This window comes from Seonamhaeicola algicola (assembly GCF_007997385.1).
Classification (GTDB): Bacteria; Bacteroidota; Bacteroidia; order Flavobacteriales; family Flavobacteriaceae; genus Seonamhaeicola; species Seonamhaeicola algicola.
This window is the reverse complement of record NZ_VOSC01000007.1, coordinates 69,022-84,830: the sequence shown is the minus strand read 5'-3', so window position 1 is coordinate 84,830 and position 15,809 is coordinate 69,022. Positions and strand designations below refer to the sequence as shown.

Genomic DNA, 15,809 nt, shown 5'->3' with positions numbered 1-15,809 from the left:
TATGAAAATTAAAATACGTGTATTAGCATTTTTTGTTGTAGCAATATTAAATGCACAACAGTCAAATAATATAGAAGTTTGGGCTGTGAAATTAGATAATGGTATGGCAAATCCTTTGTTTAAAGTTGATAATGATACCGAAGGGAAAAAGGCTAAATGGAACAATTATATTTACCTACAGCCTCAAGTAAAATTTCAAACAATTGAAGGTATTGGGGGTGCTTTTAATGAAATAGGCGGGAAAGCATTATTATCACTTCCTAAAAATGCACAAAAAAACATAATGACTAATCTGTTTTCAAAAGATAAAGCGGCTTTTACTTTTTGCAGAACAGCCATTGGCGCTAGTGATTTTGGTATTGATGCTTACAGTTATGCCGAAGTACCAAATGATTTCGAACTTAAACACTTTTCAATTGAAAGAGATAAAAAATATGTACTGCCGTATATAAAAAGTGCTCTGAAAATTAACCCTACTTTAACATTGTTTGCATCACCATGGAGCCCACCAGGTTGGATGAAAGAAAGTGGTAAAATGATAGGATTACAAAAGGTTGGTAATAAAATAAAAACAGATGCTCTAACTTATAAAACCTATGCGAATTATTTTGTAAAGTATGTGCAAAGTTATGAAAATGAAGGTGTTAAAATAAATCGTATTTGTATTCAAAATGAAAATGATGCAGACACTAAATACCCAAGTTGTGTTTTTCCAGCAAAGGATATGGTTTATTTTGCTAATAACTATTTGGCATCTGCTTTTAAAAATAATGCACTTAATACTAAAATTTTTGCAGGAACGTTTAGGGCTGCTAATCAAATGGATTTAATGGATTTTTTACAATGCGAAAATTTAGAAGGTGTTAATGGTGTAGGTATTCAGTATACTGAGCCTAAAATAATTAACGATGCACGCACTTTAATACCAAATCTTTCAATTTTTCATACTGAAGGACATTGCTATAACGGTAAAAACACCTCAGAACAGGCGCAACACCGTTTAGAAGAAGTAGCTAGCTACATTAATAGTGGTAGTACAACCTTTACTTATTGGAACATGATTTTAAATGAAACTACTAAAAGTGGTTGGGGCTGGACACAAAACTCATTACTAAATATAAACCTTAAAACAGGAGCGGTACAATATAATCCAGATTATAATGCTATGTACATAATAAGCAAATTTATACAGCCAGGAGACGTTAGAATAGCATCTGTAAATAGAGGGAATAAACACCCCGTAATTACCGTACAATCACCTAATGGAAGTATAAAGGTATTATTTCAAAATACTGAAGAAACCAATGGTGTTTTTCAATTAGTAGTAGGTAATGAAATCATAAAAGTAAATGCTCCATCAAAAGCAATAACAGGTGTTATAATTAACTAAATATAACTGTGGTATAAAATAGGTTTAAATGAGCTAATATTAATACATAATAACTAATCAATGAAAATACTAAATTTATTGTTGTTAATGCTAATGCTTTGCTTTTTAGCATGTAAAGATCAAGTAGAACAAGTAGATCAAAGTAAGCAACAAACAACAGAGTATCAGCCAAATTTTGAATCGTTAAAAAAACATGGAGCCGCTCCAGAGTGGTTTGCTGATGCCAAATTGGGTATGTATTTTCATTGGGGGCCATACAGTGTGCCTGCTTTTGGTAGTGCGTGGTACCCTCATAATATGTATAAAGACAATAATAAAGTACGTAAGCATCATGAAAAAACATATGGTAGTATACATGAGTTTGGGTATGAAGATTTTATACCAATGTTTAAAGCCTCACAATTTGATCCGGATAATTGGGCAGAATTATTTAAACAAACAGGCGCAAAATTTGCAGGTCCGGTAGCCCAACATCATGACGGTTTTGCAATGTGGGATAGCGAAGTAAACCCTTGGAATGCCGCCCATATGGGCCCAAAGCGCGATATTTTAGGTGATATTTTTAATTCGCTTAAAAGTAAAGGTTTAAAAACTATAGCAACATTTCATCATGCCCGTAACGGACAAAGAAACAAAGATAAACCCGAAATGTGGAAAATAGCCTATGATAGTCATTACCCATACCACCCAGACCTACCAACAGCAACCACAGATCCAAAATTACGTAAACTGTTTGGTAATTTTGATACTATTGATGTCTTTAATCAATATTGGCTAGATCAAGTAAATGAAGTTGTTGATAAATACAGTCCAGACATTTTATGGTATGACTCTTGGTTAAATTTGATACCTGAAAACATGCGAAATGAAATGGCTGCTCATCATTTTAATAATGGTTTAAAACAAAACAAAGAGGTTATGTTAGCCCATAAACAAGATGATTTACCATTAGAATATAGTGTTTTAGATTATGAACAAGGGGGTCGAAGAGACTCATGGCCCACACCTTGGATGACTGATATTACACTAGGAAAGAGCCGTTGGATGTATGTAGAAGGGCACCCTTATAAAAGCGCCGATTTAGTAATACGAAACATGATTGATGTTTGGAGCAAAAATGGTGTAGTTTTATTAAATGTTTCACCAACTGCCGATGGTGTAATTAATGAAGCACAACGCGCTGTTTTAAAAGATATAGGTAATTGGATGAAAATACATGGTGAAGCTGTTTACGGTACACGTCCGCACACAATTTTTGGTTATGGAACTGCCAGTGCAGGCGATGGGCATCATGGAGGGCAATCGGCTACGGTTAATTATACAGCCAATGATGTGCGCTTTACAGTAGCAAAAAATAAAAAAGCTATGTATGTTTTCTTCTTAGGAAAACCAGAAGCAGGTAAACGCATTTCTCTACGGTCAATTGGAGGCTATCATCGTAATATACCTCCTTCAAAAATTAAGAATATAAGCCTATTAGGTTCTAATGTTAATGTTGCATGGGAATTAACCTCGGGCGATTTCTTTTTAACAATACCCAACCAAGATTTAAATGAATTAGCAACAGTTTTTAAGTTTGAATTAGAGTAAATTATAATAAAAGCTTCATATAGCACATTTGTTCTTTTAAGTAAAACATTTGTTGTTAAGTATTACAAGGTGTTTAGATAATTTTGGTTGAAACATTTAATAAACAACATGAAATTATTTAAGCACCTTACACTATTTACACTATTAGTTTTTGCAACATCAATTAATGCCCAAAAAGCACCTTACTTTTTAAAAGGGCAAGACCCTAAACCTACTGGCGGTAAATGGAAATTAGTAAAAAACATGTCCGATGAATTCAACGGTAAAAAAGTTAATGAAAATAAATGGCAAATTTCGGGTCAAGGCTGGATTGGTAGAGCACCAGGACTATTTCAAGCAGAAAATATAAAAGTTAAAAACGGTAAACTTCAAATTACAACAAAAAAACTAGCAAAACCCATTATAAAAAATGGGAAAACATTTACTCACGGTGGTGGTTATGTGGGGTCTTATGAAGGTATGACATACGGGTATTATGAATGTAAAATGAAAGCAAATAAAACATTCATGTCTTCTACCTTTTGGTTAATAAATGAAGGGCGCGATAATAAAGGTTGCGACAAAAGGACAACAGAATTAGATATTCAAGAATGTGTTGGTGAAATTGTAAGTGATGCTAAATGGATGATTGGTTTTGATCAAAAAATGAACTCAAATACACATAGTAGAAACATTCCTGAAGGATGTGATTATGAAAAAGGTTCAAATAAAAGTAGCGGACAAATAGGAGGAAAAGTTTATGATGACTACCACGTATACGGCGTTTGGTGGAAAAGTAAAGACGAAGTATTATTCTTTTTAGATGGTAAGTTAGTTAATAAAGTTACACCACCAGCCGATTATAATATTGCTATGCACTTACGTATGGTTGTTGAAACATATGATTGGAACCCTGTGCCAACTGATGGCGGTATGAATTACTCAGCAGAAGACAGAACCACTAGTTATGATTGGGTAAGAACTTGGAAAATGGTTAATTAATAAAATAAAAACAAAATATAAGTTTCAAAGCGCCTTTTAAGGGCGCTTTTTTTATAATCTATCAATTCGTATTTTAAATTCTTAAGTTAAACAATTTGATTTATAAATATTTATTTCTATTTTTGGAAAACCAATCTGGTTTACCAATTTGGTTTTCCAGACGAAATGATACTATAGTTTAGTTGATTATATTTTGAATAGTTGTTTAGTTGTTAAAAGAAAGTCTCTCTTGGTTGAGGGCTTTCTTTTATTTTCATCTTAAAATTTAAAAGTACCATATATTATGAATCGTATTTTATTGTTGGTTTTTAGCGTACTATTATTTTCATGTAATAATGCAGTAAAAAAGCAAATTTTAGTAAATGATAACACTACGCTATACACAGCAATAGCAAAAGCACAACCAGGAGATGTTATTACATTAAAAAATGGTACTTATAAAGATGTTCAAATAAAATTTAGAAATAAAGGTACTAAGGACAAGCCAATTAGTTTAGAGGCAGAAACACCAGGTAAAGTTTTTATAGAAGGGCAATCTTATCTAAAATTTGGTGGAGAATATTTAGTGGTAGACGGACTGTATTTTAGAAATGGTTTTTCGCCATCAAGTGCAGTTGTAGATTTTAAAATTAGCAATAAAGATACTCTAGATGAGATTGCAAACAACTGTAAATTTACAAATAGCGTAATTGAAGACTTTAATAAACCAAAACGAGATAACGACGATTTGTGGGTGCGTTTTTGGGGAAGACATAACGAGCTTAGTAACTGTTATATAGCAGGAAAAACCAATCGAGGACCAACAGTAAGAGTTAGTATTGCAGGTGTAGAAAGTATTAATAATTATCACAAAATCATTAATAACCATTTTGGACCAAGACCAGTAAAAGGTGGTCCTAGTGGTGAGACTATTCAATTAGGAGATAGTTATACATCAATGTCGCCAAGTCACACCTTGGTGGCTAATAATTTATTTGAAGAATGTAATGGCGAGGTTGAAGTCATTTCAAGTAAAACCAATTTTAACGAGTTCAGAAATAATGTGTTTTACAAAAGTGAAGGCTCATTAGTAACTCGTCACGGAAACTATTCTATTATCGATGGAAATTATTTTATAGGTGATGGCGTAAACGAAAATTATGGTGGTATTAGAATTATAAACACAGGTCACTGGGTAACTAATAACTATTTTTTCAACTTAAAAGGAAAGAGTTTTAGAAGTCCGTTGGCAGTTATGAATGGTATTCCAAAGTCGCCATTAAACCGCTATAACCAAGTTACAGATGTAGTTGTAGCTTACAATACATATGTTAATTGCAGTTCACCTTGGCAATTTGGTGTTGGTCAAAATTTAGCACAAGCCGATGTTTTACCAAAGTCTGAAATTCGATCAGCAAGAGCAATTAGAACTACCGTTGCCAATAACATTGTTTATAACAAAGAAGGTTTAGAGCAAATCGTTATTGAAAATGATAAAGCCGATGGTGTGTTGTTTAAAAATAACGTGATTGATAATCAAGGCAAACCATTTAACAATTATAATGGAGGATTAACCGAAGCATCATTAGAACTTAAAAAAATATCTGATAACATTTGGTTGCCAACAGGTATTCCATCTAGTGTAGAACCTTATAACGGATTCGATTTTAACACAATTACAAAAGACTTGTTTGGTAACTCAAGAAACAACAATAATAGTGTTGGTGCAGTAGTTGGTGTAGATGTAAACAACCCAAATATTTTAGATAAATCAAAATATGGCGCATCTTGGTTTTCTAACGAAGTGGAAGCTAAAGAGCCAACAACTTTTGAAGTTTCTAATACGGAAGAATTAATTGCTAAGATTAAAGAAGCAAAAGATTTCGATATCATTAAGCTAAAATCAGGCACATATAATGTAGAGGCTTCTTTAGTAATTAATAAGAAACTTAATATCAATTCGGACGATCGTGTAACCACCATCATCAATTATACAGGAGAAGAAAACACACCATTATTTGAGTTGCAATCTAAAGGTTTTTTATGGATTAAAGGTGTTACACTACAAGGAAATGCAACCAACTATGCTTTTGCGAGTTTAAAGGAAAATATGTCCAACCATTTTCTATTAGCGGTTACAGATTGTAAGATGGATAACTTCAACTACGTATTAAAAGTTTATAAAGAATCTTTTGCGGAACGTATTACGTTTCAAAACAGCACAATTTCAAACTGTAAAAATGGTTTAGAGTTATCTGAAGAAACCAATGATAAAGGTGATTATAACACCGAATATTTAACTATTTCCAACTGTAATTTCCTTAATGTAGATAAAAACGTGATTGATTACTATCGTGGTGGTTATGATGAATCTACAATTGGCGGAAATTTAGAAGTTTCAAATTCAACTTTTAAAAATTGTGGAGCTAAAGAAGACAATGGCATTTTAATTAATCACAGAGGAATCATTAACGTTGCTATTTCTAACAATACATTTATAGATAATAAGGTGAAGTTAGTTGCACTACTTTGGGGAGCAAAAAACAATACGCATGCTAATAACGAGATTAAAAATTCTGGTGAAATTAGAGTGGAAGAAAACCTAAAGCAAACCTTAATGTACTAAGCGAATATCTATATAACAATGAAAAAAATATTATTTACTATATCACTTTTTTCGGCACTATTAAGTTGTAAAAATACATCTGAAAAGCCAGAAAAAGCAGCACAAGAAATACCTGTAGAAACTTCGGTTACATATCCAAGTGATGTTATTCCGTTTATGGATAAATGGAAAATATTACTTGGTGATGGCACAACGTCTAACGATTTGGTTAACTTTCAAAAAGACGATTTTTTCTATGTAGAAAATGAAGCTGGTATCAATTGGGTGGTTTATAAAACACCAAATGCTGGTATCACTTCACCTAACTCCAGTAATACAAGATCAGAGTTAGGTGAAAAGCGTCGTTGGATTCCTGAAGAAGGTGGTAAATTAACAGGAACATTAAAAGTGCAACACGTATCTACAACTGGTGATGCTACAAAATCATCATCATATTCAGTAGTTGTTGGGCAAATACATAGCGACGAAGGTCACGAGAATGAACCTTTAAAAATCTATTACAAAAAGTTTCCTGGACATACCAAAGGTTCGGTATTCTGGAACTACGAGATTAATACAGAAGGCGATAATGCTGGACGATGGGATTATTCTACAGCAGTTTGGGGTTATGATTTTTCAGTGGTTGGAGATAGTGCTACAAACTATCCTGAAGAACCAAAAGATGGTATTGCTTTAGGTGAAGAATTTAGCTACGAAGTAAACGTGCATAAAGGCATCATGTACTTAACTTTTACAAGTGAAGGACACGAAACTAAAACATTTACAAAAAACTTATTGAAATCAGATTTTGCTAACAAAACAGATATTCCACAGCAGGTAATTGATAGATATTCTTCAACGCGTACTGTTGGTGTAGAACGTGATACTGCTTATGCTGGCGAAAAGCAATTTTTCAAACAAGGCGCGTACAACCAAGCCAATAGAAAAAGCACAAATTCTGAAACTTATAATGGTGATATCGCTAAACAATATGAAAACGGCTCGTATGCTGAAGTTTGGTTTAAAAAAGGTAGTGTTGGTGCATCTGAAGAACCAAAAGAATAGCGCATTTTGAAAAGAGTAATCTTCATAATGGGTGTTTCTGGATGTGGCAAAAGCACTATTGCTAAATTGCTATCTGATGAAATGAATATCCCATATTTTGATGGCGATGATTTTCATCCAGAACAGAATGTAGCTAAAATGACTAATGGTCAGCCATTAAATGATGAAGATCGACAAGGTTGGTTAGAGGCATTGAATAGATTGGCTAAAAACCAACTTAAAACCAATAGTTGCATTATTGTATGTTCGGCATTAAAAGAAACGTATAGAAATACACTAAGCAATACTATTGAAAACCAAGTAAAATGGATTCACTTAACAGGTGATTTCGATTTAATCTCAGAACGTTTAAATAACAGACAAGGTCATTTTATGACATCCCAATTATTGCAGTCACAGTTTGATACGCTCGAGACACCAAGAAATGCAATACAAGTAGATATTAGTTCATCACCTCAAGATATAGTAAAACACATTAAAAATGATTTAATGAAAACCTCAGAATTTGGATTATTTGGTTTAGGTGTAATGGGTAAAAGCCTTTGTCGAAATTTAGCCAATAACGGATTCAAAATTTCGATGTACAATAGGCACGTTGATGGCGTTGAGGTTGATGTGGCAAAAGACTTTAAAACAGAATATCCTGAATTAAAAGACGCCGAAGCTTATGACGATATTTCAGCATTTGTAAATTCTTTACAACAACCAAGACGCATAATGTTAATGGTTAATGCAGGTAAAACTATAGATTATGTGATTGAAGACTTATTACCGCATTTATCAAAAAACGATGTTTTAATTGATGGCGGAAATTCAAACTATAAAAAAACCAAAGAACGTTACGAATATTTAAAATCTAAGCAAATTCATTTTATTGGTACTGGTGTTTCTGGTGGCGAAAAAGGTGCTTTAATTGGTCCATCTATTATGCCAAGTGGAGATAAAGCGGCTTACAATCTTGTAAAGCCTTATTTAGAAACGATTGCCGCTAAAGATGCAAATGGATTACCTTGTTGTGCATACGTTGGTCCAGAAGGAAGTGGGCAATTTATTAAAATGGTACATAATGGCATTGAGTATGTAGAAATGCAGTTATTGGCAGAAGTCACCACAATTTTAGAAGCGCAAGGACTTAATCCAGATGAAGTTGCAGAGACTTTAGATAGCTGGAAATCTATCGCAAGCAGTTACTTGTTAGATATTACAACTACAATTTTTAAAACAAAAGAAGGTGACGATTGGTTGGTAAAAAAAATATTGGATAAAGCCGGAAATAAAGGGACAGGTAATTGGACCACAATAGCTTCGGCAGAATTAGGCTTGCCAAGTACGTTGATAGCTTCGGCTTTATTTTCAAGATATATATCTTTTTTTAAAGACGAACGCGTGGAATTAAATAGCATATTCAAATCGTCTAAAGTTTCAGAATTAAATTTGTCTGCAAATGATATTTTAGAAGCTTATCAATTCGCAAGAATCATAAATCATTATCAAGGTTTTAAATTAATAAATGAAGCCTCAAAAGCGTATCATTGGGATTTAAACCTAAGTGAAATTGCTCGTATTTGGACAAGTGGTTGCATCATTAAATCAGCACTTATGCAAGAGTTAGTTGCTGTGTTTAAAACGACTTCAAACCTATTGACAGGTTCAAAAATTTCAACACATTTAAAGCAATACAAACCATCAATAAAACAGGTTGTATCACAAGCACTTCAAAATGATTTATCAACACCAGCTTTAAGCGAAGCGCTTCAGTTTTTTAATGGTATTACTACAGCTTATGCTTCGGCAAATGTGATACAAGCACAACGCGATTTTTTTGGGGCACATACTTATAAACGCTTAGATGATAATTCAGATAAAAGCTATCATACAAATTGGGAGCAGTCTAACTAACTAACTAACTAACTAAAAACATTACATCTATTATGGATGAGACAACACAAAAAAAATCATTACTCAAAAAAATTATTGCTATAATTCTAGGTTTTGGCCCAGGAATTTTTGCAATCGGTTATACCATCGGTACAGGTAGTGTTACCTCAATGATTGTGGCTGGTAGTAAATTTAATATGCAATTAATTTGGGTGTTGTTTTTAAGTTGTCTGTTTTCTGGTGTATTGATGTTTGCATACGGAAATTATGGGTTAATTACTGGTGAAACTGCGCTTTATGGTTTTAAAAAGCATCTTAAATATGGAAAGGCTTTAGCTATTCTCATTATTGTTGGTATAACATTTGGTCAGTGGAATTCTCTAATGGGAATTTTGGGAATTTCATCAAACATTATTTTTGAAATTCTAGCTTTAAATTTTGAAGGCTTACACGATTATGAATATCAAATTGTGCTTACCATAGCTATAGTTATCATTATAACATTCTACTTATTAATGCTGGTTGGTAAGTACACATTTTTTGAAAAGATATTGGTCATTTTTGTAACCTTAATGGGTTTCTCATTTCTATTGTCTTTATTTTTTGTTCAACCACTTCCTGTAGATGTTATCAAAGGATTTATGCCATCTATACCAGATGTTCCTGGTGGTAAAATGTTAGTAGCTGCTTTTGTTGGTACAACTATGGCAGCGGCAACATTTTTATCTAGACCTTTGTTTGTAAAAGGAAAAGGCTGGACAGTAAAAAACTTGGGTCAACAAAAAAAAGATTCTATTACAGCAGCTATTTTAATCTTTATTATAAGCGCAACCATTATGGCTGTTTCTGCAGGTGCATTATTTTACGAAGGTAAAGAAGTTACTCATGTACTAGATATGGCAAATACTTTAGAGCCAGTTGCAGGAAAATGGGCTGTTACTATTTTCTTTTTTGGAGCTTTAAGTGCAGGCTTATCTTCAATTTTTCCGTGTTTATTAATTGCGCCATTATTATTAGCAGATTATCAATCTGGTGAGCTAGATACCAATTCTAAACAATTTAGAATCGTAACCTTTGTTGCTTGTTTGGTAGCACTTATTGGCCCTGCATTTGGTGCTAACCCAATTGAAGTACAAATACTATCTCAAGTATTCAATGTATTTGTGTTGCCAGCTGTAATACTAGGTATAATTCTTATAGTCAATAATAAAAAAGTAATGAAAGGTTATAAAACAAGTTTGGGTGTAAACGTAGGTTTATTTACTGCATTATTCTTTTCTCTAATAATTTCTTACAACGGAATAGTTGCACTAACAGAATATTTTTAAAAACTAAAAAAGCAATCATGATAGTAAAAACAGTAAAATCACTAACAGTAATATTTTCAGGACTTTGTCTTGCTTTGTTGTTGAATACAAGTTGTAAAAATGATAAATCTGCAACTAATCCAAAAACTGAAGATACAGTAACAAAAGATACGTTGTATGCAAGCGAAGTTATTCCGTTTTTTGATAAGTGGAACCTTATTTTGGGAGATGGTTCCAATGTTGGTCAAGCAAATAACTATCAACATAAAGATTTCTTCTATACAGCAACAGATTCTACGGAAGATTGGGTGGTTTACAAGGCGCCAAATGGTGGTGATACACATGGTACATCAAATAATACAAGAACTGAGTTAGCGCAACTAAAAAAATGGTATGCAAAAACTGCTGACGATAAATTGTCTGCAACATTAAAAGTGATGAACGTTTCGGCAACAGGTGATCAACGTGTAGCAGCTTCGTATGCAGTAGTTGTTGGTCAAATTCATAGTGCAGATGGTCATGAAAACGAGCCACTTAAAATATTCTATAAAAAATATCCTGGTCATACTAAAGGTTCTGTATTCTGGCATTATGAAATTAACACAGAAGGAGATGATAATTCAGGACGATGGGATTTTTCATCAGCCGTTTGGGGACACGATTTTTCAGTTGTCCCAACCACAATGGATGAACTTCCTGAAGAACCTAAAGATGGTATAGAATTAGGTGAAGAGTTTAGTTACGAGATTACAGTAAAGGATGGTATTATGAATTTAAAATTCACCAGTGAAGGTCATGAAACAAAGACGTTTACCAAAAACCTTGTTGAATCTGAATATACTACGGTTGCAGATATTCCTGAGCAAACACAAAAATTATTTGTTCCAATAGGTCAAGATGGTTTAGAGCGTAAAAATGCTTATGAAGGTGAAGGGTTGTTTTTCAAATTGGGTTCATATAATCAAACTAATGGTAAATCACCAGAGGTAAACAAAAATTGGTGTTCTGGTGCTGATACTTTTGGAGGTGACATTCAAAAGCAATACGAAACAGGTAACTATGCAGAAGTTTGGTTTAAGGAAGCAAAAATCTTGGTTAGTGATCAAGCAGTTTCAAACCAAGGCTATTTTACTAAAAACGATTAATTTTAGAAAACATAAAGAATGATAAACGATAAATTAAAAGATAAAAACGTACTAATAACAGCTGGTGCACAAGGTATTGGTGAAGCAATTACTAAGCATTTTATAGATAATGGTGCAAATGTGGCAATACATTATTTTTCCAGTGCTGATACAGCGAACGAATTAAAATCATATGCTGAAAGTAAACATGTAAAAGCAATAGCTGTAAGTGGTGATTTAACCAAAGAAGAAGATGCAAATGCTTTGGTAAAGTCAACGGTTGAAGCACTTGGGGGTTTAGACATCTTAATCAATAATGCTGGTAGTCTTGTTGCACGTCGTTTAATGAACGATATGGAAGCCGATTTTTGGCACAAAGTAATGGATATTAACCTCACATCAATGATGTTTGTAACACGTGCTGCAGAACCTTATTTAGCAAAACATAAGGCAAGTAGTATTGTTAATTTAGCATCATTGGCTGGAAGAAAAGGTGGTCATCCAGGATCTATTGCTTATGCTACTAGTAAAGGCGCAATTTTAACATTTACAAGAGCATTATCTACAGAGTATGGTCCAAAAGGAATTCGTGTTAATGCTGTAGCGCCAGGTTTAATTTTAGGAACTGCGTTTCATAATACTCACACCACGGAGAAATCTGCTAAAGCTACTATAGCAGGAATCCCAATTGAACGAGCTGGAAATGCTAATGATGTTGCTAGAGCTGTTGTGTATTTGGCTTCTGAGTATGATGGATTTATCACAGGAGCCACGTTAGATATTAATGGTGGTGTATATACGATGTAAAACTATGCTTAGAGTAAATCGATTAAAAATGAATAGTAAATCTGCATTAACAATATTTGTTTTTGTGATAGCTGTTGGGTTTTATTCTTGTAATAACGATTCGCAAAATACTTTAGATAAAACAGAACAAACTAATAATTCTAATGCGCACCCAAAACTAATCCTAACAGCACAAGGTGTTAAGGATATAAGAGCGCAGCTTGGTACTATTCCAATTTTTGACAAAACATTAGCTACAGTAAAAGAAGAGGTTGATGCTGAAATAGCGTCTGGCATCCATATGCCAATTCCAAAAGATTATTCTGGTGGTTATTCGCACGATCGTCATAAACGCAATTTTGTAGTACTACAAAAAGCAGGTGTGTTATATCAAATTCTTGATGACGAAAAATATGCCAAGTATGTTAAAGATATGTTGATGCAATATGAAGCTATGTACAAAACCTTACCAGTGCATCCAAAAACAAGATCATATGCAAGAGGTAAATTGTTTTGGCAATGCTTAAACGATTCAAATTGGTTGGCCTACGTTAGTCAAGCTTATGATTGTATCTACAATTACCTATCGGAAGACGAGCGACAACAATTAGAAACCAATTTATTCAGACCATTTGCCGATTATATTTCTGTCGAAAATCCGCAGTTTTACAATCGCGTACACAATCATAGTACTTGGGGAAATGCAGCTGTTGGAATGATTGGTTTGGTAATGGATGATGACGAATTGGTGCAACGTGCCCTTTATGGAATTAAGGATGCTAATCTAGATGCTAATGCAAAAGATAATGATGGCGGATTTATAAATAAAGACGGAAAAGCTGGTTTTTTAGCTAATCTTGAAGAACCGTTTTCCCCAGATGGGTATTATACGGAAGGACCATATTATCAGCGTTATGCAATGTATCCGTTTTTAATTTTTGGCGAAGCTCTGCAAAATGTAAAACCTGAACTTGAAATTTTTAAATACAAAGATTCAGTATTATTAAAATCTGTAAATGCCTTATTGCAATTGTCTGATGCTAAAGGCAATTTCTTTCCGCTTAACGATGGACAAAAGGGAATGTCTACCAAAACCAATGCATTAGTTTCTGCAGTAGATATCACCTATCATTTCGGTAATCAAGACGCTGGTTTGCTAAGTGTAGCCAAAGCACAAGATAAAGTGATGTTAGACGATACAGGATTGTCTGTAGCTTTAGGGTTAAAGGAAAATAAGGAAGAGCCATTCAGTAAAACATCTATTAATTTAAGCGATGGGTCTGACGGAGACGAAGGTGGTGTCGCCATTTTAAGAGCCAAAAACGAAGATTTAACCTTAGTGTTTAAGTACGCAGCACAAGGATTAAGTCACGGTCATTACGATAAACTGTCCTTTTCATTATATGATAAAACCGATGAGGTTTTGCAAGATTACGGATTGGCACGTTATGTAAATATTGAGCAAAAGGGTGGTGGAAATTACCTAAAGGAAAATAAAACTTGGGCTAAACAAACGATAGCGCACAATACCTTGACGATAAACGAAACATCGCACTTTAATGGTAAATATGATGTTGGAAGTCAGCATCATTCCGTTCTACATTATTTTTCTTCAGAAGATGAAACTATACAAGTTGTAAGTGCTAAAGAAGACAACGCGTATCCAGGTTCAGAATTATTACGCACAATGGCGTTAATTTATGATGAAGACTTAGGCAAACCTTTTATATTAGATATAATGAAAGTGAATTCAATCACTAAAAATCAATACGATTTGCCATTTTATTATTTCGGTCAAGTATTAAGTACAAATTTTGAGTATGAAACACCAAAAACGTTGAATGTATTAGGAAGTAAAAACGGATTTCAACATGTATACTTAGAAGCAAAATCTAAAAAATTATCAAACAATGGTCAGTTCTCTTGGATGCATCAAAATAAGTTTTACAGTTTAACTACTATAACCAATCCAAATGACGAATTACTGTTTACTAGAATTGGTGCTAACGATCCAGATTTTAATTTAAGACGCGATCCAGCCATTCAATTACGACGAAAAAACACAGATAATACTGTTTTTGTGTCAGTTATTGAATCTCATGGCAATTATAGTCCGGTTACAGAATTGGCAACAAACTCAAGAAGTGAAATAAAGGAGCTTAAAGTGTTGTTAGATACTGAAGATTATACTGCTATTACAATAGCCACTGTAAATGATAAAACCAAGATTTTTATAACAGCAAACACAAATGCATCAAAAAAAGTAAAACATGCTGTAGAGATTAACGGAACGTCTTACAATTGGACAGGAACACATTATTATAAATAAAACATAAAACTTAAAAATTATGAAACGATTTAGTGATAAATACATTATTACAAAAAACATGGAATGGGAAGAACTTGGTGGCGGAGTATCAAGGAAATTCTTAGGATATGACAACCAAATTATGATGGTAAGAGTAAAGTTTGAAAAAGGCGCTTTAGGGTCTCCACATCAACATTTTCATACACAAGCAACGTATTGCGTGTCAGGTAAGTTTGAATTTGAAATAGATGGTGTAAAACAAATTGTTGAAGCAGGTGATGGTGTATATATTGAACCAAATTTAATGCACAGTGCAGTTTGTTTAGAGGAAGGTGAGCTTATTGACACTTTTAGCCCAGTAAGAGAAGATTTCTTAAGTGGTGGAGCAGTGTCTTATTTTGGCGATAAAAACTAATTGCAAACCATACCATTAACCAACTTCCAATAAAAATTAAATTCTTGATGTAAATTTTGAAATTTAGTTTGTTTTAACAAAAAAATAACATATATTTGGGAAACCAATCTGGTTTACCAATTTGGAAAACCAAAAATATTAAACTAAACTAAATGTCTAACTCTTCTAAAAACATTAAGCTATTTATGATAAAAAAATAAAAAAAAGGACAGGTGCACGCCTATCCTTTTCTATACCATTACTTCTTTTCGGAGGGAAGTAAATTAAACACAAAATGCTAAGCAAATTATGTAACTACAAAATTACAAAAAAAATTGTTGAAACTGTATGTGCTATGGCGTTAGTGTTAGTTAAATAAAAATGTATTAGTGTAAAGTAAGC

11 protein-coding genes are annotated in these 15,809 nt (G+C 33.3%); all 11 read left to right on the top strand.

The window, feature by feature from the left end:
- Nucleotide 1: 1 nt before the first annotated feature.
- The 11 genes from FUA26_RS02055 (at nucleotide 2) to FUA26_RS02005 (ending at nucleotide 15,428) form a co-directional block, all read left to right on the top strand.
- On the top strand, nucleotides 2-1,390 hold the full coding sequence (locus tag FUA26_RS02055; protein ID WP_147130939.1) for a glycoside hydrolase family 30 protein: 1,389 nt from the start codon (nucleotides 2-4) through the stop codon (nucleotides 1,388-1,390).
- Nucleotides 1,391-1,450: 60 nt separating this feature from the next.
- A complete protein-coding gene (locus tag FUA26_RS02050; protein WP_147130937.1) occupies nucleotides 1,451-2,980 on the top strand; it encodes an alpha-L-fucosidase in 1,530 nt (509 codons plus the stop codon).
- 108 nt (nucleotides 2,981-3,088) lie between these two features.
- Nucleotides 3,089-3,961 (top strand): family 16 glycosylhydrolase, encoded by an 873-nt coding sequence (locus tag FUA26_RS02045; RefSeq protein ID WP_147130936.1) that lies wholly within the window; start codon nucleotides 3,089-3,091, stop codon nucleotides 3,959-3,961.
- A 283-nt stretch (nucleotides 3,962-4,244) separates the two neighbouring features.
- The gene (locus tag FUA26_RS02040; protein WP_147130934.1) at nucleotides 4,245-6,566 is read left to right on the top strand and encodes a chondroitinase-B domain-containing protein; all 2,322 of its coding nucleotides are present in this window, start codon (nucleotides 4,245-4,247) and stop codon (nucleotides 6,564-6,566) included.
- An 18-nt stretch (nucleotides 6,567-6,584) separates the two neighbouring features.
- Nucleotides 6,585-7,610: a polysaccharide lyase family 7 protein gene (locus tag FUA26_RS02035; protein ID WP_147130932.1), complete on the top strand. Its 1,026-nt coding sequence runs from the start codon at nucleotides 6,585-6,587 to the stop codon at nucleotides 7,608-7,610.
- A 6-nt stretch (nucleotides 7,611-7,616) separates the two neighbouring features.
- Nucleotides 7,617-9,509: an NADP-dependent phosphogluconate dehydrogenase gene (gndA, locus tag FUA26_RS02030; protein ID WP_246109051.1), complete on the top strand. Its 1,893-nt coding sequence runs from the start codon at nucleotides 7,617-7,619 to the stop codon at nucleotides 9,507-9,509.
- Nucleotides 9,510-9,541: 32 nt separating this feature from the next.
- Nucleotides 9,542-10,816 carry an Nramp family divalent metal transporter gene (locus FUA26_RS02025; RefSeq protein ID WP_147130930.1) on the top strand — a complete coding sequence of 425 codons (1,275 nt, stop codon included), beginning with the start codon at nucleotides 9,542-9,544 and terminating at the stop codon, nucleotides 10,814-10,816.
- 17 nt (nucleotides 10,817-10,833) lie between these two features.
- Nucleotides 10,834-11,940 (top strand): polysaccharide lyase family 7 protein, encoded by a 1,107-nt coding sequence (locus tag FUA26_RS02020; RefSeq protein ID WP_147130929.1) that lies wholly within the window; start codon nucleotides 10,834-10,836, stop codon nucleotides 11,938-11,940.
- A gap of 18 nt (nucleotides 11,941-11,958) precedes the next feature.
- Complete coding sequence (locus FUA26_RS02015) at nucleotides 11,959-12,726, top strand: SDR family NAD(P)-dependent oxidoreductase (protein ID WP_147130927.1); 768 nt, start codon at nucleotides 11,959-11,961, stop codon at nucleotides 12,724-12,726.
- A 28-nt stretch (nucleotides 12,727-12,754) separates the two neighbouring features.
- Nucleotides 12,755-15,034: an alginate lyase family protein gene (locus FUA26_RS02010; RefSeq protein WP_147130926.1), complete on the top strand. Its 2,280-nt coding sequence runs from the start codon at nucleotides 12,755-12,757 to the stop codon at nucleotides 15,032-15,034.
- 19 nt (nucleotides 15,035-15,053) lie between these two features.
- Nucleotides 15,054-15,428, top strand: a complete 375-nt coding sequence (locus FUA26_RS02005; protein ID WP_147130924.1) for a cupin domain-containing protein — start codon at nucleotides 15,054-15,056, stop codon at nucleotides 15,426-15,428.
- Nucleotides 15,429-15,809 lie beyond the last annotated feature (381 nt).